The organism is Camelimonas sp. FR25, assembly GCF_059740505.1.
The window spans coordinates 37841-59145 of record NZ_JCAWFG010000021.1; the positions used below are offsets into that span (position 1 = coordinate 37841).

At 68.2% G+C, this 21305-nt stretch carries 14 protein-coding genes; 4 read left to right on the forward strand and 10 right to left on the reverse strand.

The window, feature by feature from the left end; translation table 11 throughout:
• The first annotated feature begins 795 nt into the window (after positions 1-795).
• Both AC6A67_RS02855 and AC6A67_RS02860 read left to right on the forward strand, forming a co-directional pair.
• On the forward strand, positions 796-1236 hold the full coding sequence (locus tag AC6A67_RS02855) for a VOC family protein (protein WP_498035045.1): 441 nt from the start codon (positions 796-798) through the stop codon (positions 1234-1236).
• A gap of 168 nt (positions 1237-1404) precedes the next feature.
• The gene (locus tag AC6A67_RS02860; protein ID WP_498035046.1) at positions 1405-2307 is read left to right on the forward strand and encodes a PfkB family carbohydrate kinase; all 903 of its coding nucleotides are present in this window, start codon (positions 1405-1407) and stop codon (positions 2305-2307) included.
• Positions 2308-2402: 95 nt separating this feature from the next.
• Here AC6A67_RS02860 and cysG read toward each other — a convergent pair whose 3' ends face one another.
• A complete protein-coding gene (gene cysG, locus AC6A67_RS02865; protein ID WP_498035047.1) occupies positions 2403-3818 on the reverse strand; it encodes a siroheme synthase CysG in 1416 nt (471 codons plus the stop codon).
• Positions 3819-4170: 352 nt separating this feature from the next.
• Between cysG and AC6A67_RS02870 the strand changes: the two genes are divergently transcribed.
• Positions 4171-4539, forward strand: coding sequence for a ComEA family DNA-binding protein (locus AC6A67_RS02870; RefSeq protein WP_498035048.1), 369 nt, complete (start codon positions 4171-4173; stop codon positions 4537-4539).
• Positions 4540-4602: 63 nt separating this feature from the next.
• On the opposite strand, the gene AC6A67_RS02875 is transcribed toward AC6A67_RS02870, so the two are convergent.
• From AC6A67_RS02875 to AC6A67_RS02890, 4 genes are all read right to left on the reverse strand, one after another.
• Complete coding sequence (locus AC6A67_RS02875) at positions 4603-6126, reverse strand: malonate--CoA ligase (protein ID WP_498035049.1); 1524 nt, start codon at positions 6124-6126, stop codon at positions 4603-4605.
• Entirely contained in the window at positions 6123-7661 is a 1539-nt protein-coding gene (locus AC6A67_RS02880; protein ID WP_498035050.1) for a malonyl-CoA decarboxylase, read from the reverse strand. Before AC6A67_RS02880 ends, AC6A67_RS02875 begins: the two co-directional genes overlap by 4 nt.
• A 354-nt stretch (positions 7662-8015) precedes the next feature.
• A complete protein-coding gene (locus AC6A67_RS02885; RefSeq protein ID WP_498035051.1) occupies positions 8016-9092 on the reverse strand; it encodes a glycosyltransferase in 1077 nt (358 codons plus the stop codon).
• A gap of 420 nt (positions 9093-9512) precedes the next feature.
• Positions 9513-9881: a 4a-hydroxytetrahydrobiopterin dehydratase gene (locus AC6A67_RS02890; RefSeq protein WP_498035052.1), complete on the reverse strand. Its 369-nt coding sequence runs from the start codon at positions 9879-9881 to the stop codon at positions 9513-9515.
• A gap of 400 nt (positions 9882-10281) precedes the next feature.
• Between AC6A67_RS02890 and folB the strand changes: the two genes are divergently transcribed.
• Positions 10282-10644 carry a dihydroneopterin aldolase gene (folB, locus tag AC6A67_RS02895; protein ID WP_498035053.1) on the forward strand — a complete coding sequence of 121 codons (363 nt, stop codon included), beginning with the start codon at positions 10282-10284 and terminating at the stop codon, positions 10642-10644.
• 489 nt (positions 10645-11133) lie between these two features.
• On the opposite strand, the gene AC6A67_RS02900 is transcribed toward folB, so the two are convergent.
• The 5 genes from AC6A67_RS02900 to AC6A67_RS02920 all read right to left on the reverse strand — a co-directional run bounded on the left by AC6A67_RS02900 (position 11134) and on the right by AC6A67_RS02920 (position 21094).
• Positions 11134-12246 carry an S-(hydroxymethyl)glutathione dehydrogenase/class III alcohol dehydrogenase gene (locus AC6A67_RS02900; protein WP_498035054.1) on the reverse strand — a complete coding sequence of 371 codons (1113 nt, stop codon included), beginning with the start codon at positions 12244-12246 and terminating at the stop codon, positions 11134-11136.
• 378 nt (positions 12247-12624) lie between these two features.
• Positions 12625-13917, reverse strand: a complete 1293-nt coding sequence (chrA, locus tag AC6A67_RS02905) for a chromate efflux transporter (RefSeq protein WP_498035055.1) — start codon at positions 13915-13917, stop codon at positions 12625-12627.
• 39 nt (positions 13918-13956) lie between these two features.
• Positions 13957-16005 carry an NAD(+) synthase gene (locus tag AC6A67_RS02910; protein ID WP_498035056.1) on the reverse strand — a complete coding sequence of 683 codons (2049 nt, stop codon included), beginning with the start codon at positions 16003-16005 and terminating at the stop codon, positions 13957-13959.
• 281 nt (positions 16006-16286) lie between these two features.
• Entirely contained in the window at positions 16287-19805 is a 3519-nt protein-coding gene (locus AC6A67_RS02915) for an autotransporter outer membrane beta-barrel domain-containing protein (RefSeq protein WP_498035057.1), read from the reverse strand.
• Positions 19799-21094 (reverse strand): hypothetical protein, encoded by a 1296-nt coding sequence (locus AC6A67_RS02920; RefSeq protein WP_498035058.1) that lies wholly within the window; start codon positions 21092-21094, stop codon positions 19799-19801. The genes AC6A67_RS02915 and AC6A67_RS02920 overlap by 7 nt, the downstream gene beginning before the upstream one ends.
• Positions 21095-21305: the final 211 nt, after the last annotated feature.

Sequence of the window (21305 nt, forward strand, 5' to 3'; positions counted from 1 at the left end):
CGGGCGACGCGGAGATTTTTTGTTGCGTGCGCGACGATTGAGAGGGTAGGGTCAGCCCATGAAAAAACGGCTGCGCCGAAGCGCAGCCAAGTCTAGGGAGGAAACGCCCAAGGAGGGCACGCAGCATCTCTGCTGCAGTTCCGACATTAGACGTAATTTCCTATTTTAGCAAGGTAAAACGCGCCTCTCTTCTTGAGAGGTTTTTTGTGTTGGATTTTTGCAACAATTGATTGTCGTTGGCGGCAATTGCCGCCGGGCAGCGCCTATCTGGCGCCGCCACGCTGGCCCCAGCGGCGACGACATGCGCCGCGACATGCGTGTCGACATCCTTGTGTTGCGTCTCCCGTCAGGCGCCTGCGGCCTGCGAGCTAAATCTGCGCCGCTATGCTCGTCAGCCTCCTTATCCTCGCTTCCCACCGCCCGGCCGGTGGCTGTGCCCCTTGTATTGCACCCCTTGTCTGGCGCGGGCGGTTTGCGTTTTGCCACGGGCGCGGCCATGGTCAGCAAAACATCTGCGCCACATCGCCAGCCTCGCGCCGCATGGCGACAGGTCAGCGAGCGACAGGCCTGTTTGCCCCAGTCGGAGATGGCAGGGCACATGGCGGTGGGCCAAGGGATTGTCGCACCGTTCCGGTCGCCGCTTCCTGCGCGATCCGGCGGCGACATCATGGGGAGCAACGTTCGGCGGGAAGGGCGAAGCTGCGCCGTCACGTCCGGGCTTTGCCCGGCGGCGGCGCTCATCACGCGGGCAGGGCTCAGGCCCTGTCGTTGCGGCGGACATTACAGGAGATCCGGATGCGCTTTTTGCACACCATGGTTCGCGTCACCAATGTCGAGGACGCCCTCGATTTTTACTGCAACAAGCTTGGCCTCATCGAAACCCGCCGCAAGGACGTCCCGGCCGGTCGCTTCACCCTGATCTTCCTCGCCGCGCCCCAGGACGAGGCGTCATCGCGCGCCCGCCAGGCGCCGGAACTTGAGCTGACCTACAATTGGGACCCGGAGACCTACAGCGGCGGTCGCAACTTCGGTCATCTGTGCTATGCGGTGCCCGATATCTATGAGACCTGTGCGCGGCTGATGCGCGCTGGCGTCACCATCAATCGCCCGCCGCGCGACGGCTATATGGCCTTCATCAAATCGCCCGACGGCATCTCCATTGAACTGCTGCAGGACGGCGACCCGAAACCGCCGCAGGAGCCATGGGCGTCGATGCCGAACACCGGCACGTGGTGAGCGGACGTAAGGTCCGGCTCATGGCTGGCAAGTGCGCCTTCTTGCGCGCCTTGGGAGGGCGCCTGGAGGCAGCTCTTGTTAAGGGCTGGGCGTGATGTTGGTTGGCGCCGGCGGCTGGTGTGACTGCGCCTGCAGCGTCAGGCGGTGAGGGAGCGTGAAGTCAGGCTGATGGCGAGCGTGCTGTGTGTGGGGATTGCGACCCTCGATTACATCTACCGTGTCGATGAGATGCCGAAGGTTGCGGAAAAGCACCGCGCCCGGGATCTGGTGATCACCAGCGGCGGCATCGCCGCCAACGCCGCCGTGGCGATTGCGCGGCTCGGCGGTCAGGCGATCTTCGGCGGCAGGCTCGGCGACGATGGCGTCGCCGTGGAGATTCTCAACGCCTTGCATCAGGAGGACGTGCGCTGCTCTTACGTGCGCGGCTTTCCAGGGGTGAAGTCGCCGGTCTCCACCATTCTCGTCGACAATGAGGGAGAGCGCCTGCTGGTCAGCTATCGCGACGGCAGCCTGACGGAGGAGGCCTATTGGCTGCCGCAGGAACTGCCGCCAGGCGTCGATGCGGTGCTTGGCGACACCCGCTGGCAGGAGGGCGCCGCCCGCATGTTCCGCGCCGCCCGCCGCGCCGGCAAACCGGCTGTGCTGGATGGCGACCGCGCTCCCGAGCACCCGACCGTGGTCACCGACAGCACCCATGCCGCCTTCAGCGCCCAGGGGCTGCGCGAGCTGACCGGCGAGCGCGATCCGCGCCAGGGCCTGCTGGCGTTGGCCAGCAAGGGGCAGGACGTCTGGTATGCGGTGACCGTCGGCGCCGAGGGCGTCTATTACATGGACCAGGGGGCCGTGGCTCACGCCCCGGCGTTCCCGGTCGAGGCGGTGGATACGCTGGGGGCGGGCGACGTCTGGCACGGCGCGCTGGCGCTGGCGCTGGCCGAGGGTCAGCCGCTGCGCCGGGCCATCGATTTCGCCTCCGCTACCTCAGCGCTCAAGTGCCTGACCTTCGGCGGGCGCAATGGCGCGCCGCGCCGCCATGAGGTGATGGCCTTCCTGGCCGAACGCGGCGCGCTGTGATTATTGCGCACGCTCGCATGCAGCCGCACGCGTCGCCCTCGGCGGGGGCTCATACCAGCATGCGAAGGTGCTGACGCATCCGCATCCTGACAGGCTCAGCCGCCGCCCAGCGCCACTGCGTGGCCAATGATCACCAGCGCCGGCCCGCGCAAAATATCGCCGCGCGCCTGAAGCTCACTTAGCCTCTGCGGCAGCGCGGCGATGGGCGCGGTGATGATCCTTTCGTCATCATAGGTCGCCCGCTCCACCAGCGCCGCGGGTGTCTGCGGATCAAGCCCCGCCGCCACCAGCCGCGTGGCTAGCGCCTCGAGCGTCGCCAGCCCCATATAGACCACGGTGGTGGCGGCCGGGTCGGCGAGGGCGCGCCAGTCGAGGTCCTCAGGCAGGGCGCCATTTCGGGCGTGGGCGGTGATGAATTGCAGCCGTCGCGCCGCGTCGCGATGGGTCAGCGAGGTCGCCATGCGCGCAGCGGCGCCCGAGGCGGCTGTGACGCCAGGGGTGACGTCACAGCTGACGCCCGCCGCCTTGAGCGCGCTGAGCTCCTCGCCAGCGCGGCCGAAAATCATCGGATCGCCGCCCTTCAGCCGCACCACCTTCAGGCCCTTGCCCGCCAGCTCCAGCAGCAGCGTATTGATGTCCTGCTGGGTGCAGGAGGGCTTGTGGCCGCGTTTGCCGACATGGATCAGCTCAGCCTCGCGCCGGGCGAAGTCCAGCGCACCCGGGGCGATGAGATCATCATGCAGGATGACGTCGGCTGATTGCAGCAGACGCACGGCGCGTAAGGTCAACAATTCCGGATCGCCGGGACCTGCGCCCACCAGATGCACCTCGCCAGCCGTCGCCAGCGCCGCGCCAGACGGCGCCGCCTCAGCCCTGTCGGCATCGGCGAGCAACTGATCGCGCAGGGCGTCGTCCGGGCGACGGTCAGGGGCGGCGAAGGCCAGCGCGGTGAAACGTTCCCAGAAGCGCCGGCGCAGCCGGAATGGCCAGCCGCGATCGCTGACGAGGCTGCGCCAGCGCCGCGCCGCCTCAGCCCACAACTGGAACGATTGCGGCAGCAGCGTCTCGATCCGCGCCCGCACCGCCTGGCCGAACACGGGCGCCGCCCCATCCGTGGAAATGCCCACCACCAGCGGCGAACGGTTGACGATGGCCCCGAACTGGAAGTCGCACAGCGCCGGGCGGTCGACGCAATTCACCGGCACCCCCGCCGCCCGCGCCGCCGCGGCGAAGCGGCCGGCCTCGTCGTCGGTGGCGAAATCGCCAATCGCCAGCATCGCGCCAGCCAGATCCTCCGCGCGCCAGGCCCGGCCCCTCAGTTTTAGCCGGGGCGCGTGCGCCCGCTCCAGATCGCGCATCAGCGCCGGCGGCGTCACGGCGAAGACGTCGACATGGGCGCCAGTGGCGGCGATCAGCTCCAGCTTCCACGCGGCGCCGTCGCTGTCGCCAGCCAGCACGATGCGCCGCCCCGCTGGCTTGAAGAACAGCGGCAGGCTGGCGAGCGGACCCATGCGGGGGGTCGGGGTGGGCGTCGGCGCGCCATTTTGGGGAGATGGGCCTGTCACTGTCCGTCACATTCAGTTGATGCGTGATGCGCGCCGGCCGGCGTCTGTCGCCGCCAGAGGCGGCCATTCGACAGGGCGCTGCGCGCTAACGCATTGTTTCTGCACCCATCTGTAGGCCGGTTGTCGATCCGGGGCCAGGGGCGTGGCGCCATAAATGTCGATTGCGCGCGTGGCCTGCATCCTGTCATCTTCGCGTGGGCGACAGGATTCCGCCCGCGCCAGACCATAATATGGCCGCGACGCAAGATCACCCAAAGGCAGGGGCGATGATTGCATCCGTCCCCGGGAGAAAATGACCATGCGTAAACTTGTGATGTCAGGTATTGCGGCCCTTGCGCTCCTGTCGGCGCCGGCCTTCGCGCAGACCTCGCAGACGCCCGCCGCCCCGGCGAAGCCGCCAGCAGCGGCCGCTCCCGCAGCGCCCGCCGCCAAACCCGCCGCCCCGGCGATGAAGCCTGCCGACGGCAAGGCGATGGCCCAGCTGCTCGACATCAACACCGCGACCAAGGAGCAGCTCCAGGCGCTGAAGGGCGTCGGCCCGGCGCGCGCCGAGGCCATCATCCAGGGCCGACCCTACAAGGGCAAGGATGAGCTGGCGCAGAAGAAGATCCTGCCGCAAAACGTCTATGACGACGTCAAGGCGCAGATCATCGCGCGCCAGCACTAACCCAACGCGACCATCGCCTACCACAACCGACGGCGCTCCGCAAAGGGGCGCCGTCGCATTGCGTCAGGCATAGAGCGTCTGATGCGCCGCGCGCAGCAGGTTCTTCTGCACCTTGCCCATGGTGTTGCGCGGCAGCTCGTCGACAAACAGCACGCGCTTGGGCAATTTGAACTTCGCCAACCGGCCATCCAGCGCCGCCAGCAGCCGCGCCTCATCCAGGGTGCGATCACTGGCCACGACGATAGCGGTGACGCCCTCGCCGAAATCCGGATGCGGCGCGCCGATCACCGCGCTTTCAACCACGCCATCAAGGGCGTCGATCTCGCTCTCCACCTCTTTGGGATAGACGTTGAAGCCGCCGGAGATGATCAGATCCTTGCCGCGTCCGACGATCTGCACATAGCCATTGTCATCAATGCGTCCGAGATCGCCGGTGATGAAGAAGCCATCGGCGCGGAATTCGGCGGCGGTTTTCTCCGGCATGCGCCAATAGCCCTGAAACACGTTCGGGCCCTTCACCTCGATCATGCCGATATCGCCATCGGGGAGCGGCGCGCCGCTCTCCGGATCGACGATGCGCAACTGCACGCCAGGCAGGGGCCGCCCGACCGTGCCGGCGATGCGCGGGCCGTCATAAGGGTTGGACGTGTTCATATTGGTTTCGGTCATGCCATAGCGTTCCAGAATGGCGTGACCGGTGCGGTCGCTCCATTGCTGGTGCGTCTCGGCGAGCAGCGGGGCCGAGCCGGAGACGAACAGGCGCATATGGGCGACGCGATCCCGCGTCAGGCCGTTGTGCTGCAGCAGGCGGGTGTAGAAGGTCGGCACGCCCATCAGCGCCGTCGCCTGCGGCATGGAGGCGATCACCGCATCAGCGTCGAACTTCGGCTGCAGGATCAGCGCGCCGCCGGCGAAGAAGCTGACATTGCTCGCCACGAACAGCCCGTGCGTGTGGTAGATCGGCAGCGCGTGGATCAGCACGTCGTCGGCGGTGAACCGCCAGTAGTCGCGCAAGGTCAGCGAGTTCGACGCCAGATTGTCATGGCTGAGCATGGCGCCCTTGGAGCGCCCGGTAGTGCCCGACGTGTACAGGATCGCCGCCAGATCAGCATCGGCGCGCGCCACGGTGGCGAAAGCGCCCGGCTGCCGGTCGGCCAGCTGGCTCAGTGAGCCGACGCCGTCGCGATCGAGGGTGGCGACGGCGGCCCCCACATTCGCCGCAAGGGCGGTCATGGCCATCTCATCGGATGGATCACACACCAGCAAGGCCGGCTCGGCGTCGCCGATGAAATAGGCCAGCTCGGCTGCGGTGTAGCCGGTGTTCAGCGGCAGATAGATGGCGCCGACCCGCAGCGCCGCCAGATACAGCGCCAGCGCCGTCTCGGTTTTCTCCACCTGCACGGCCACCCGGTCGCCAGGCCTGACGCCTGACGCTACCAGGGCGTGGGCCAGCTGGCCAGAGCGCGCGTCGAGATCGCCATAGCTGGCGCGCGAGCCGTCGGCCCGGATGATGGCCGCCCGCCCAGGGTCATGGCCCGGATTGTCTGGACCACAGCTGAACATGCGTGTGTAGAGATTGCGGTTCATGCCACCACGCCTTTGGCTTTGGCGTTGGCCGCCTGCCCAGACGCATCGGTGTCGGCGCGCGCGTGCTCGCCGCCATCCTTGCCGCCACTCTTGCCAGCCGCCGCGTCCTTGTCAGGGCTCTTGCCTGCAGCCTTGCCTGCAGCCTTGCCTGCCGCCTTGCCTGCGTCCTTGCCAGCCTCCTTGCCGCTCCCGAGCCGCGGCAGGCTGACGCCCGGCTTCAGCAGCTTCTTTACGGCTGTGGAGGCGGCGACCTCGCTGTGTTCGGCGAAGGCCTCGTGGTTCTTCTCGATGTCGTCCAGCGCGTAAAGATAATTGACCATCAGGCCGTGGGCCTGGCTGAGCCCCTTTGGCGAGACGTCGCCGAGATAATTGATCGCCTCGAGCCGCGCGCCATTGCCCAGATGGAAGCGCGCCACCGGGTCAACCGGGCGACCGGCGGCGTTGCGCGCCGCAAGGTAATAGCACGCCGCCATCTGGGTCAGCGGCTTGCGCAGCGCCTCTCGCCGCGCCGGGTCCTGATGCCAGCCAGGCTCATCCAGCGTCTTGAGCGCCTCACGGGTCGACGCATCCAGCCAGGCCGAGTCGGCGTCCGCCCGCTGCTTGCCTAGCCAGCTGGCGAAGGTCGGCGACGGCGACAGGGTGACGAAGGTTTTCAGGTTGGGCAGCTCGCGCTTCAGCTCCTCGACCACCTGCTTGATCAGGAAATTGCCGAAGCTGACGCCGCCGAGGCCGCGCTGGGTGTTGGAGATCGAGTAGAACACCGCCGTGGTGGCGTCTTCGGCGGCGATCGGCTTGCGATCGGTGTTGAGCAGCGGCGCGATGGCGTCGGGAATGCCGGCGGTCAGCGCCACCTCGACAAAGATCAGCGGCTCATCGACCAGCTGCGGATGGAAAAAGCCATAGCAGCGCCGGTCGGAAGGCTCGAGGCGGTTGCGCAGGTCATTCCAGTCCTGGATGGCGTGCACCGCCTCATAGCGGATGATCTTCTCGAGAATATTGGCCGGCGTGGTCCAGTCGATATGGCGCAGCACAAGAAAGCCCCTGTTGAACCAGGTCGAGAACATATGGGCGAAGTCCTGGTCCACGCCTTTCAGATCGGGGCGGCTGGGCAGATGATCAAGCAGGTCTTCGCGCATGCGCACCAGCGCGGCGGTGCCGCCCGGGGCCAGATTGATGCGCCGCATCAGCTCCTGACGCCGCGCCTCGGTGGCGCGGTGCAGCCGCTGGATATTGGCTGGGGTCGGCGCCTTCTCCACCGCGTGCAGGGCGGCGGCCATGCCGTCCACATCGGCGCCGAAACGATCGGCGAGGGCGGTGAGGAAGGGCAGGCGCGCGGCGGCAGGCGCTGCGGCGTAGTGGCTGATGATCGCCGCGCCCAGCGCGACGCCGGACGCCTCGCCCTGCCGCGACAGCAGATTGTCGCCCAGTTCCACAAGATCATCGCCTTTCACCGGGCTCTTGCTGCGGCCGAGCAGGGCGCGGCCGCGTTCGGACAAAGTGGTGAACAGGTCATTGAGGAATGACGTCGGCATCATCTCTCCTGGGTGCTGCGGTCGCCGCCAGCGGCGGCGCCAGTGCTGGGTCAGCGCGTCACGCGGCCAGACTTGGCCGCACAGGGCTGCATGGGGACGAAGAGGATCGCACCCCGCCGCGTGCTGGCGCGGCGGCGCGCGCCGCTGTTCGGGCCCTGCACAGGCAGGAAACGGGCGGCGTCACTTCTCCAGCCGGCGCAGCCCCGCGCCGGGGAGACTGTGCCACGGCGGCCGAGGTCGGCCAAGCGAGCTGATGCAGAGGCTGTGGGTGTTGGGCGATGGCGAGCAAGGCGTCGACCGGGCAGACTGCGCGCAGCGCTGGCTACGTATGAACGGCGTAGCGTCAGGCGTCAGACGTCAGGCGGCGTGCGGATGCGCTGCTGCTGCGGCCACGTCGCGAATGAAATCTGCCCAGGCCTGGACGTATTGGTCGAGGCTGTAGTCGCTCGCCCTGTCGCGGGCCGCCGCGCCGAGGCTCGCGCGTCGGTCTGCGTCGGCCATCAGCGCCGCGATGGCGCGGCCCAGGGCCACCTCGTCGCCGGCGCTGGCAAACACCGCCGCCCCGTCCCACAATTCCCGATAATCCGGCGCGTCAGCCAGCACCAGCGGCAGACCAGCCTGGGCTGCCCGCCACACGGCTTCGCCATCGGTGTCGCCCGTCGCCGCCGAGACGAACAGGCTCGCGCCCGCGATCCAGCGCTGCATCTGGCCAGGGGGCAGGGGGCCCAGCGCCCACAGATGACCGGCGTCTGGCTCTGCGCCAGCGCTGACGCCCGCCAGCATCAGCGGCGTGTCGCACAAAAACGCCGCTTCATTCAGCGTGGCGGGATTCTCCCGTCCATCACCGGCTGAACGCACGGCCAGCGCATAAGGCGCCAGATCGACCGGCGGCGCATCGGCGCCAAAGGCGGAAAAGCCGCGCCGGATCACCCGCGGCGGCAGGCGCAGCCGGTGGGCGTCGACAATGTCCATGGCGTCGGCATGGGTCGGCGCGACGACGGCGGCGGCCTTCTGATAGCCGGCGCGCAACAGCCGGGCGCGCCACTCATGGCCGGCGACGGCCTGCTGACGACCTGTGACGACAATATCGCGGCTGTCTGGCGTTACGATCACCGGCGCGTCGAACGGGCCAAAACCGGCGAGGGCAGGGTGATGCAGCACGACGGCGTCGACGCCGGTGACATTGCTGAGCCGGGCCAGGGCCTGGCCCGCGGCCTGCAGATCAGCAAAGCCAGTGGCCTGCCGGGCGCCGACATCATGGGCGGAGAACCAGCGCAGCCCCGCAGCATCCAGCTCAGCCTGACGAGCCGGGGCAGGAGCCGGGCCGAGCAGGGCGAGCGACACGTCGAACCCCGCTCCGGCCAGACCCCTGGCCAGATGCATGACGGGGCTCCAGCCGCCGCCAACGGTGTCCACGCTCACTACCAGCCGCACGCAGCGCCCCTCCTGTGTCGACCACAGCAGTCGACATGATTAACAATCGGTAAATGATAATTGTCATTAAAGAGCGGCATTTTGAAGAGCGTTTGCCGCCGCGCAGATGACCGGACGCACAGTCAATTATGCGCATCTGCAGCAAAATTCCGCTAAGTCATTGACGTTTCATCGCCAGCGGACTGGGAAAAAAAGCCGTTGATAGGCAGGCTTCCGTCACAATCGCTTGACCTGACGCGGCGCCGGCGGCGGTCGGCAAGGCAGAATCGCGCGCGGGCCGGGCGCAACGGGCCGCAGCTCCGCCGTCGTCTGGCCGTGAGCCGATAAGTACGCGGTGCGTCGCCAACCCTGCCGCCGGAGACAGCCCCTGCGCGGGCGGGCCGGCTGGCCAGGCGGCTGTTCAGGGGGCCCGGCGCAGGCTCAGCCGTCGCTATCGAGCATGGCGTGGCTGGGCGGCGGCCCTTCGAGCACGCCGTCGTCGGGGCGCCAACTGATGAGCGCCTCGATCTGCAGGGCGAGGGCGATGTCGTGACCGGTGACGCCATTGGCGGTATGGGTCCACAGGCTGACCTTCACCCGGCCCCACGACAGGGTGATGTCCGGGTGATGCCACGCCGCCTCGCTGAGGAAGCCGATGGCGTTGACCAGCATCAGCGACGCCTTCCAGCCGGTGGTGGCGTAGGTGCGGACAATGGCGCCGTCCTCCAGCGTCCAGCCCTCGAGGTCGGCGAGGGCCGCAGTGATGGCGTCTGAATCCAGCGGGACATCGGATGGGCGAGGGTTTGGCATCATGCGCTCCTGTAGATGCGTTGACCAGTTCGGGCGATGGCTGGACCTCGCAGGCGCGGACGGCCGGCAAGGCGCCAGTGGAGGCGGAGCGCAGGCCCTGCCTCTGTCATGCACAGATGCGGTGGGGTAGGGGCTACCCGCTCCGCAACGCTGGTCAGACGAGCCCCTGAGCCCAGGTTCACAAACGCAGGCCCACAAACGCAAGCCCCCAGATCAAGGCTCCCGCGCCACAGCCGCCGCCCAGCGAGGCGCCGGTCCGCCTGGCGCCATGGCGGGCGCCTGCGACACAGGCGCCGCCCCGTCAGCTGGGCCTTGCTGGCGCCCCTGGGCGGGTATAAGGCAATCAAACCGCAGATGGCTGCGCCTGTCACGGCGTTTTGGCCCAGCGAGGAGCGCGCCAGTGTCAGACAGGATCAGGGTCACCCGCATCGCGGTCTACGCCCACCATGGCCTGCATCCGGAAGAGGCGCGCCTCGGCCAGCGCTTCTTCGTGTCGCTCGATTGCCAGCTCGATCTCACCGAGGCGGCGCGCAATGACGACTGGCACGCCTCGGTGTGCTACGCCGAGCTGACCGAGCGGGCGACGCGTGTGTCGCTGGACCGTCGCTTCCGCACCATCGAAGGCCTGGCGGAGGCCATCGCCTCGGACGTGCTGAGCACCTTCCCGCGCGTCGACGCGGTGACCGTGCAGGTGGAGAAGCCTGGCGCCCCGGTGCCCGCCATCATTGATGGCGTCATGGTTGAGATCACCCGCCGCCGTTAAGCACGTAATCCGCTCTTTCTCCTGAGAAATCACTTTAATCGCGACGATGTTTGTGTTTTTACGCAGTGACTTGCACGGATTTTATTAACCATAAAATCAAGCGGGATGCTCGCGTAACGGCCGGGCAGGTCTCGCGCGACGCGAGTCGCCGCGCTGGGGGCGCGTCGTGGCGACTTATTTCAGTAAATTCATCGTATTAAGTCGATTTGGTGAAGCTCCTTTTCCCTGCGTGATCGACGCGCCGGATGCTCGCCATGCCTGCCTTCGCCAATGGCGAAGGAATGCTCGGGCCGCCCTCCAGCCTGGCGGCGAGGGCGATCCCTGCTCAACGCCCAGCGCCCGCGCGACAGCGAGCCCCACCTCCCGGTCGCCACCGGCCGACGCGACTTCCCTCCCGTCGCGTCCCACAAAAAAAACCGGTCAGGGATGGCCCTGACCGGCGCGATCGGTGTCCGGCTTGCGGCGAGGCTGGCCCGCCGCCTGATCGCCTCAGAACTCGACGACGGTGCGGATCGACTTGCCCTCATGCATCAGGTCGAAGCCTTCATTGATGCGCTCGAGCGGCAGCTTGTGGGTGATCAGATCGTCGATATTGATCTTGCCCTCCATGTACCAGTCGACGATCTTCGGCACGTCGGTGCGGCCACGGGCGCCGCCAAAGGCCGTGCCCTTCCAGGTGCGGCCAGTGACCAGCTGGAACGGCCGGGTCGAGATCTCCTTGCCGGCTTCCGCCACGCCGATGATGATCGACTGGCCCCAGCCGCGGTGGCAGCATTCGAGCGCCTGGCGCATCACATTGGTGTTGCCGGTGGCGTCGAAGGAGAAGTCAGCGCCGCCATCGGTGGCGTCGATGATCGCCTGCACCACATGGTCGTTGCCCACTTCCCTGGGATTGATGAAGTGGGTCATGCCGAATTTCTCGGCCATGGCGCGCTTGTCGGGATTGATGTCGACGCCGATGATCTTGTCGGCGCCGACCATGCGGGCGCCCTGTATGACGTTGAGGCCGATGCCGCCGAGGCCGAACACCACCACATTGGCGCCGGGCCAGACCTTGCCGGTGTAGATCACTGCGCCGATGCCGGTGGTGACGCCGCAGCCGATGTAGCAGATCTTGTCGAAGGGCGCGTCCTCACGCACCTTGGCGAGGGCGATCTCCGGCAGCACGGTGTAATTCGAGAAGGTCGAGCAGCCCATATAGTGCAGCACCGGGCCAGCGTCGCAGGAGAAGCGGCTGGTGCCGTCGGGCATCACGCCCTTGCCCTGGGTGGCGCGGATGGCGGTGCACAGGTTGGAGCGCTGCGACAGGCAGGTTTTGCACTGGCGGCATTCCGGCGTGTACAGCGGAATGACGTGGTCGCCCTTCTTCAGATTGGTGACGCCGGGGCCGACGTCGACCACGACGCCCGCGCCTTCATGGCCGAGAATGGCCGGGAACATGCCTTCCGGGTCGAGGCCAGACAGGGTGTAGGCGTCGGTGTGGCAGATGCCGGTGGCCTTCACCTCAACCAGCACTTCGCCGAACTTCGGCCCCTCCAGCTCGACCTCCATGATCTCAAGGGGCTTGTTGGCGGCGATGGCCACGGCGGCGCGGGTTTTCATGGCGATGTCTCCAGATGGATGAAACGATGGCGCGAGGCCCACCGGCGGCCAGCCGCGCCCGCCCGTCGGGACGGCGCAGCCCATCGGGCGCGACCTGACGCGGCGACCGGAGGCGAGCCTCGGGCGCATGATTGTCACAGACCCTTACAGGGCGTCGCCGCCAGCGCAAGCATGCTGTGACGCCGGATCAACTTTACGCTGCGGCAATGACAGGCAATGGGCGAAAGTCGCGTGATATCAGAGCGATGCGATGACGGGCTGAATCATCGTCATCGCCCGCCGTAGCTCCAGCTTCAGCGGATCGCCAGCGTCTGTCCTCGCGAAAAAGCCCTGCATGTCCAGCAGGTTTGGCGCGATTGCGGAATCAATCTGGCAGCGTCAGAGGGCGAGCAGCGCCAGCCCCGCGCCGGTGGCGGCGCCGAGCAGGGCCACCGCCCAGGGCGGGGCTTTCCACATCACCAGCAGCAGAAAGCCGCAGGCGGCGAGGGCGAAATCGAGCGCGGTGAGCACGGCGCTGGTCCACAGCGGCTGGTACAGCGCCGCCGCCAGAATGCCGACCACGGCGGCGTTGGCCCCGGCGATCGCCGGCCCGGCCCAGCGATTGGCGCGCAAGGCGGCCCAGAACGGCAGCGCGCCATAGACCAGCAGCAGCCCCGGCAGAAAGATCGCCACGACGGCGATCAGCGCGCCATAGCCGCCGGACGGCCCGGCGGGATTGAGCGCGCCCAGCCAGGCGGCGAAGGCGAACATTGGCCCCGGCATGGCCTGGGCGAGGGCATAGCCGGTCAGGAAGCTGTCGGCAGGGATGCCGGCTGGCGCCGCGACCTCCGCCTGCAACAGCGGCAGCACCACATGACCGCCGCCGAACACCAAAGAACCGGCGCGGTAAAAGGCGCTGGCCATGGCGACGCCGCCGCCATCCTGTCCGGCGGATTGCGCCGCCAGCAGCGGCAGGCCGACGAACAGGGCTGCGAAACCGACGAGGGCGATCAGCCCGTGGCGGCGACCGACGGCGTGAGCGGCGGCCTCGTCTGGCCGGGCGGTGAGCGAGGCGGCGCCGCGACACAAGGCGAGCCCAAGCGCAAGACCGGCGGCGATGGCCAGCAATTGCGTGGCGACGCCGCCTGGCGTGACCAGCAACAGGGCGAGCAAAGCGATGGCGGCGCGCGGGCGATCCGGGGCGAGCGCGCGGGCCATGCCCAGCACCGCATGCGCCACCACCGCCACCGCCACCAGCTTCAGCCCATGCAACATGCCGGCGGCGCCTGGGCCATGCAGGAGCCCAGCCCCGAGGGCCAGCAACGTCATGATCAGGGCGCTGGGGGCGGTGAAGCCGATGAAGGCGGCGACGCCGCCCAGCAGCCCGCCGGTGCGTTGCAGGCCAATGGCGAAGCCGGTCTGGCTGGAGGAGGGGCCGGGCAAGAACTGCGACAGGGCGACCAGCGCGCCGAAATCGCTTTCGCTGAGCCAACGCCGGCGCAGCACGAATTCGTCGCGGAAATAGCCGATATGCGCCGCAGGCCCGCCGAACGCCGTCACGCCGAGCTTCAGAAAGACCAGCAGCACCTCCAGCGCTGAGCCCTGGCCGCTGGCCGCCGTCACTTTGGCGGCGTCGGCGGCAGCCTGGTTGTCCGCTGGCGTCAGCGCCTCGCCCTGCTGGTTGTGCGCCATGGCCATGCCGATCCTGTTCCTGCGTCGCGGCCTGAGGGCTCAGGCGTCCGGTACGTTGCGCTTCAGCTCATCAAGCCAGACGGTGGCGTTGCCGTCAGACGGCGCCCGCCAGTCGCCGCGCGGCGACAGCGAACCGCCAGACGACAGCTTCGGCCCGTTCGGCACGGCGGAGCGCTTGAACTGGCTGATGGTGAAGAAGCGGAACAGGAATAGCTCAAGCCAGTGACGGATTTCCGACAGGCTGTAAGCGCGCTGGTCTGCTTCAGCGATATTGGCCGGCCAGCGGCCACGCGCCGCATCGCCCCACGCCTGCAGCGCCATGAAGGCAATCTTCGACGGCGCGTAACCATAACGGGTGACATAGAACAGGTTGAAATCCTGCAGGGCGTAAGGCCCCACCTTGCTTTCGGTGGATTGCATGGCCCCGTCGGCGTCAGCCGGCACCAGCTCCGGGGAGATCTCCTGGGCGAGGATGTCCTCCAGCAGCGCCGCCGTGTCGGCGTTGACATCACCGGAATGGGCGACGAAGCGGATCAGATGCTGGATCAGCGTCTTCGACACCGAGGCGTTGGGGTTGTAGTGCGACATGTGATCGCCAACCCCATAGGTGCACCAGCCCAGCCCCAGCTCCGACAGATCGCCCGTGCCCACCACCATGCCATTGTGATGGTTGGCGAGGCGGAACAGATAATCGGTGCGCAGGCCAGCCTGAATGTTCTCAAAGGTCACGTCATAGACTGGCTCGCCCTTGCCCGCCGGGTGGCCGAGGTCGCTGAGCATCTGCTTGGCCGCCGGGCGGATATCCAGCTCCTGCGCCGTGGCGCCGATGGCGCGCATCAGCTTCCAGGCGTTGGACCTGGTGCCGTCAGAGGTGGCGAAGCCAGGCATGGTGTAGGCCAGAATATCGCTGCGGGGCTTGCCGAGGGCGTCCATCACCCGGGCGCAGACCAGCAGCGCATGGGTCGAGTCCAGCCCGCCCGAGACGCCGATCACCAGCTTCTGGGCCCGGGTGACGCGCATGCGCTGGGCGAGGCCCTGGACCTGGATATTGAAGGCCTCGTAGCAATCCTCCCTGAGCCGCGCCGGATCTGATGGCACGTAAGGGAAGCGCTCGAACCAGCGCTCCAGCGCCACATCCTCATCGGGGGCGTCGAGGTGGAATTCCACCGCCTGGAAGGCGCTGACCCGCGCCGCCTCATGGCGGGCGCTGTCGCCGAAGGTGGTGACGCGCAGCCGCTCCTGGCGCAGCCGGTCAAGATCGACGTCGGCGGTGATGATGACGCTATCGTCAGGGAAACGCTGGCTCTCGGCCAGCAGGTCGCCATATTCGAAGATGGCGGCGTGGCCGTCCCACGCGAGGTCGGTGGTGGATTCGCCAGGGCCGGCGGCGGAATAGACATAGGCCGAGATGGTGCGGGCCGACTGGCTGCCGCACAGCAGCCTGCGGGTTTCGGCCTTGCCGATGGTGATATTGCTGGCCGACAGATTGACCAGGATCTCCGCCCCGGCCAGCGCCGCATAGCTCGACGGCGGCACGGCGGTCCACACATCCTCACAGATCTCGACGTGGAAGGTCACCGGCGCGCTGCCGGCGCTGCGGAACAGCAGATCGACGCCAAACGGCGCCTGCTGCCCCGCGACCTCAATCACCGCGTCCGCGATGTCGGCGCCGGAGGAGAAGTGCCGTCCCTCGTAGAACTCGCGGTAATTGGGCAGAAACGACTTCGGCGTCACGCCAAGGATTTCGCCGCGATGCAGCACGACGGCGCAATTATACAGTCGCCCCTGCCAGCGCAGCGGCGCGCCGACGATGAGCACGGGAAACAGTTGCTCCGACGCTTCGGCCAATTGCCGCAGCGCCTCATCAACCGCATCCAGCATGGGCTGCTGCAACAACAGATCGTCAATGGCGTAGCCGGTCAGCCCCAGCTCTGGAAACACCACAAGGCCGACATGGCGCTCATGCGCCGCGCGCGCCAGCTCCAGGGTGCGGGCAAGGTTGAACTGCGGATCACCCACGCCCATCCGTGGCACACAGGCTCCGGTGCGGAAGAAGCCGTGCGTGTAGAGCGAGTGAAAGCCACCCATACCAACCTCATTTGTCAAACGGCGCGCGCCAGCCCGTCGGGCGCCTGCACCGGCCAGATCAGTTCGTACCGACACAAATAACACGGCGCGAATGGCTCGCGTGATGAAGATCAGACCTGGCGCCGGGCGGCCACAACATTTGATCTTGATATAGGTCGGGCGCAACCTGGAGGGTAGTGGCCGCCGGGGCTGCGCGCCAGCAGGCGGCGCGCGCAGCCGTATTGCTGATTTGCAACCGGCTGAGCAAGTGCGGCGCTCCTGGGCGACGGCGCATCACGCCATCAAAAGCGCACGGCGAAGGCGCCGCGCAGCGTCTGGTCCTGAGTTTTGGCGGCCATCTGCCCGGTCCACGAGACGCCGAGGCTGATATTGGCGGCCAGCGCCCAGTCGGCGCCGGCCTGGGCCACCAAGGCGTCGCGGGCGATGGGCGCGCCATTGACGAAAAAGCCCACCGGATCGCCGGCCAGCGCCATCAGGCTGCGCGGCTGCACGTCGCCAAAGGCGTGGCGCCAGCCGAGCGCGGCGCGCGCCGTGACGGCGTCGCCATTGGCGAGGGTCAGCACCTGCGACAGCCTGGCGCCCAGCGTCGAAAAGCTGACATTGATGCGCAACTGGTTGACCGACAGGGCGGCCAGCCCGCCGCTCTCCTGCAGGCGCTGGCCGCCAGCGCCGATGAAGGCCAGCGCCAGATAGGGCTCGAGACTGGCGTCGCCGAGCCGGGCGCGATAGCTGGCCTCGCCGAACAGTTGCGCGATGCCGGAGCGGCCTGACGCGCCGAGGGTTTCGCCAAAGCCGGCAAACACCACAGTGCGCCGGGTGGAGAGGTCGACCCAGCTATAGGCCGCCCCCAGGCGCAGGCTGACGTCACCCCAGGTGGCCGCGCCATAGGCCGCCGCGTGATAGCTGTCGGCCCAACCATCGGTCAGGCGTTCCCGCACGTTAATGCGGGTGCGGGCATAGCCGGAGGCGAGGCCAATTCGCCAATGATCGCCCACTGCGGCGTCAACGCCGGTGAGGAAACCCGCCGTGCTACGCCGCGCCGTGGCGATGCCCTGGTTGCGATCGCCGGCCTGTCCCCAGCCGCCCAGAACATGGCCCCACAGGGTCAGCGACAGGCCGCGCGGCATATGGGAGCGCGGACCAATAGCCCAGGCTTCCCGCGTTCGCCGGTCATTGTCGTCATCGCCGAAGGATCCGGCCTGGGCCAGGCGCTCCAGGATGCTGTCACGCACAAAGCCGCTGCTCTCGGCGAGCGCGGCGGCGATGGACGGGTAAGCGTCGCCGGCTAGCGCCGCGAGGGCGCGCCGCGCCGCGTCGTCCGAGGGCAGGGTGGCGACGCGGGCGAACAGCCCATCATCGATGGGCAGGCGGTCGACGGCGCCGCCGGCGCCGGCCTGGTTGGGGTTCTCGCCCACCGTGCCCACCCCGGTTTCAGAGCGCAGCACCGTCAAATAGGCGTTGTTGGCGTCATAAGTGATGACCGGCTGCAAAAAGCGGTAACTGTCCGGATCGGCCCAGGCGGCGCCCACGAAACGCGAGCCATTAATGCCGCCGGCGGCGCTGACGATGGTATAGGGCTGCCCCAGCCGAAAACCATTGCTGACCGGTATGGTCGATACCTGGACGCCGCCGCCTAGACTGGCCCGCCCGGCGACGAGGATCTGGTCGTTGAGGCCCATCGGCGTCACCTCGACGTGATAGACCGAGGTCGAGAACAGATTCAGATCGCCGCCCACATGGATCACGCCAACCGACTGGCCAGGGGAGATTGCGCCACGGCTGGTCAGATCGCCGCCGATGCGCCAGTTTCCGCCCATATGTGACGAAGCGTCGACCGTCATCTGGCCGCCCACCTCGATTGGCGCGGCGATATGGCCGCCGCTGGTCGTCGCGCCATTGGTCAGATGCACCTGGCCGAAAATATTGACCTCGCCGGCGGCGAAGCTGAGTTGTGCGCCGCTGGCGTTGAGATCGCCGGTGATCTCAGTGCCGTCCGCGAAGTGTAGGCGCGCTCCGGCCTCGCGGGCGCTCACATGACGGACCCCCTTCATCACCCCGCGCCACATGGCGTCGCCCACCAGCGCGACGTCGGTGAAGCCAGTGGTGCGCGGGCCGGTATCCAGGATATCGCCCAGCGCCTCGGCGCCCTGGCCCAGGGTCAGATGGAGCATGCCGCTGCCCGCCGCCGCGCCGCTGCGGTCTACCGCCGCCAGCACGCCGCTGTCGGCAGAGATGTTCGCCCCTGACGACAGCAGGATGTCGACGCGCTGGTCCGCCTTGCTGAAGCTGGCGGCGACGCCGGCGCTGGCGCCGCGCGCCGTGGCGTCTGTCATGGTGAGCTCGGCGCTGTTGTGAACCTGGAGCGCAGGCCCATGGGCCGCTGTCACGCTGGAGCGGGTGATGTTGGCGACGCCGCCATCACTGAGGCTGAGGCCTGCGCCGCCCGCCCCCTGGGAGGTGAGGGCGCTGTCGGAAAAGTCGATGCGTCCGCCATCCGCCGCCGCTGCGGCATGTGCGCCAGCGCCGGTGGTGGTGACGCCGACGCGACCGCTGATGCGACCGCCCGCCAATGTGGGGTCGATCCCGGCGGCTCGCCGGGCGTTGCTGGCATATAGGCCGTGGGCGCCGGCCCCGCTGGTGGTGATGGCGGCGCCTGAAAAGATGATCTGGCTGGCGCTCTCGGCATGGCCGCCATGGCCGCTGTCGCCGCTGGTGGCTATCGCCACGGCGCCAGCTTCGATGCGGCCCTGGTCCACCGCCTGCAGCGCGGCGGCGCCAGCGCCGGTGGCGCTGATCTGTCCGGCGCTGAGGCGCACGACGCCTGCGCTGGCGCCGCCATAGATGGCGTCCAGCGCGCCGGCGCCGCCTGCGCGGACGGCGTGGGCCCGCGCGCCTGTCGTGGCGACCGCCACAGCGCTGTCGATGGCGCCGCCGTCGCGCGCCTGCAGGCCGAAACCATCGTCGCCCGTCTTGCGAACGTCGCCGCCGGCAAGGCTGATGTTGCCGCCGCTGGCGATGGCCGCAGATGTGGCTGCGCCCGAGGCCAGCAGACGCGCGGTGCTGGTGATGGCCCCGCCGTCGCTGGCGAACAGGGCGGCGCCGCCAGCCCCGGACACGGTGGCGTCGCCGCCGCTCATGCTGACGACGCCGCCACGACTGGCGACGACGGCGTGGCCGCCGGCGCCGGTGGCGGCGATGCTGGCGGCGTCCAGGGTGACGCGCCCGGCGGGCGCGCTGGACGTGACGGCGCGGCGGCCGTGGTCGGCGACCACGCCGTGGCCCGCCGCGCCGCTCGCCGATATGCTTCCGCCGCTGATGTGGATGGCGCTGTTGCTGTCGGCGAAAGCCCCATGGGCATTGGCGCCCGCCGCCGTAACCGCCGCGCCGCTGGCGTGAATGACGCCGCTGTCAGTGGCGAACAGGCCGATGGCCCCGGCGCCCTGGGTGGCGACGCCGCCGCCATTGAGCCGCACGACGCCAGCGCTCGCGCCATCATAGGTGGCGGCGCTGCTGGCGGTGAGCCCGGCCTGGGCGCCGTGGGCGCGGGCCCCGTGCGTATTGATGGTCGCGACGCTGGTGATCTCGCCGCTCCGGGCGGCGAGCAGCCCGTGGCCGTCGTCGCCGCTTGTGGTGACGCTGCCGCCGGCGAGGTTGATGCGGCCGCCATCCAGCGCCGCCGCGCCGACGCCATGTGCGCCGCTGGCGGCGATCGCCGCCGTGCTGCTGAGCTGGCCATGCGCCACGGCCTGAACCCCGGCGCCGCCAGCGCCTGAGGCGCTGACCGCGCCGCCGATCAGCACAATCCGCCCGCCGTCGCTGGCCAGGCGCCATGGCCGCCGGCGCCTGTGGCGGTGATCGCCGCGCCATTGCTCTGGATCACCCCGCTGATCGCTGCGGCGTCAAGCAGACGTCTTCCGTGCCGGGCGACGAGGCCGTGGCCGCCGGCGCCGCTGGCGGCAAAGGCGCCGCCGCTAAGATTGATAGCGCTGTTGCTGTCGACCACAACGACGTGACCATCAGCCCCGCTGGCGGCGACCTGGGTGTTGCTGACGTGAATGGCGCCGCCATCGCTGGCCAACAGGCCAATGGCGCCCTGACCCGTGGCGCCGATGTCGCCGCCTGACAGGGTGACGTCGCCAGCGCTGCGCCCATCATAGGCGTTCTCTGGGTCTGATGCGTCGGCTGCGCCAGCCACAACCGCATGGGCGCGGACGCCATGGGTCTGGATATCGCCGCTGGAGGCGATGGTCCCACCCATCATCGCCGCAAGCCCGACAGCGTCGGCGCCCATTGTCGTGAACTGACCGCCGTCAATGCCGATGTGGGCGCCATGCGAGGCGAGGGCGGCCGCCGCTTGCGCCCCTTCAGTGCGCAGGGTGACATTGGCGGCGACGATCGTGCCGCCGGCGGTCGTAAGGTCGACGCCCTGCTTGCGCCGGTCGTTGTCGGCGAGCAGGCCGATGGCGGCGGCGCCAGCCGTGGCGACGGTGACGCCGTTGAGATGGATGGCGCTGCGACTTTCGGCATGCGCGCCGACGCCATTGGCGCCCGTGGTGCTGACGCTGATCTGGGCGGCGTTGATGACGCCAGCATCCAGAGCGTGCAGGGCCACGGCGTGCGCACCGCTGGTGGTGATGGTTCCACCGGTCAGATTGACCGTGCCTGCCGTTGCGCCGTCATAGGCCGTTGCAGTGGCGGCGCTGGCGCCCGCCTGCACCGCAAAGCCATGGCTGCCGGTGGTGGTGACCGTGGCGGCGGAATTGATCACGCCGCCGCTATGGGCGAGGAGGCCGATGGCAGGCGCCGCCGCCGTGCTGGTCACGCTGATGGCGCCTCCCAGCAGGGTGACGCCGCCGCCACGATTGTGAACCTCGACGGCGCGTTGTCCCGCCGTCACCGCGATCACCGGGTTGGCATGCATGCCCAGATCAACGCCATTGGCGACAATGGGCGGGTCCGCCAGCGCCGCGCCTGAGCCAAGCGCCAGCGCCATGGCGGTAGAAGCCATCAGGCCACGATGGCGGCGACGGGCGGGGTGGGGTCCAGTGGCGCGGCGCGCCACGTCTTCGTGCAGGGGGATCGGCGTCATTATGCACCGTTGCATGAATAAAATGGATATTGATCAAAAAACATGAAGTAATGATATGTATTAAATCTTTAAAAATATGGTTAACGACTATTTATTGTTACGTATTGTTGCGCGTCATACCATGTCATCGCGCGCATCGATTGACGTGTTATCGAAGAATCCAAAAGAACAAATGTCATCGCTGTGCGCGTCTGGGTCGCGAATTACGCTG

Coding starts and splice junctions, on each gene's coding strand:
- AC6A67_RS02855 (WP_498035045.1), top strand. CDS start 796: ATGCGCTTTTTGCACACCATGGTTCGCGTCACCAATGTCGAGGACGCC.
- AC6A67_RS02860 (WP_498035046.1), top strand. CDS start 1,405: ATGGCGAGCGTGCTGTGTGTGGGGATTGCGACCCTCGATTACATCTAC.
- cysG (WP_498035047.1), bottom strand. CDS start 3,818: ATGGGTCCGCTCGCCAGCCTGCCGCTGTTCTTCAAGCCAGCGGGGCGG.
- AC6A67_RS02870 (WP_498035048.1), top strand. CDS start 4,171: ATGCGTAAACTTGTGATGTCAGGTATTGCGGCCCTTGCGCTCCTGTCG.
- AC6A67_RS02875 (WP_498035049.1), bottom strand. CDS start 6,126: ATGAACCGCAATCTCTACACACGCATGTTCAGCTGTGGTCCAGACAAT.
- AC6A67_RS02880 (WP_498035050.1), bottom strand. CDS start 7,661: ATGATGCCGACGTCATTCCTCAATGACCTGTTCACCACTTTGTCCGAA.
- AC6A67_RS02890 (WP_498035052.1), bottom strand. CDS start 9,881: ATGCCAAACCCTCGCCCATCCGATGTCCCGCTGGATTCAGACGCCATC.
- AC6A67_RS02900 (WP_498035054.1), bottom strand. CDS start 12,246: ATGAAAACCCGCGCCGCCGTGGCCATCGCCGCCAACAAGCCCCTTGAG.
- chrA (WP_498035055.1), bottom strand. CDS start 13,917: ATGGCGCACAACCAGCAGGGCGAGGCGCTGACGCCAGCGGACAACCAG.
- AC6A67_RS02910 (WP_498035056.1), bottom strand. CDS start 16,005: ATGGGTGGCTTTCACTCGCTCTACACGCACGGCTTCTTCCGCACCGGA.
- AC6A67_RS02920 (WP_498035058.1), bottom strand. CDS start 21,094: ATGACGCCGATCCCCCTGCACGAAGACGTGGCGCGCCGCGCCACTGGA.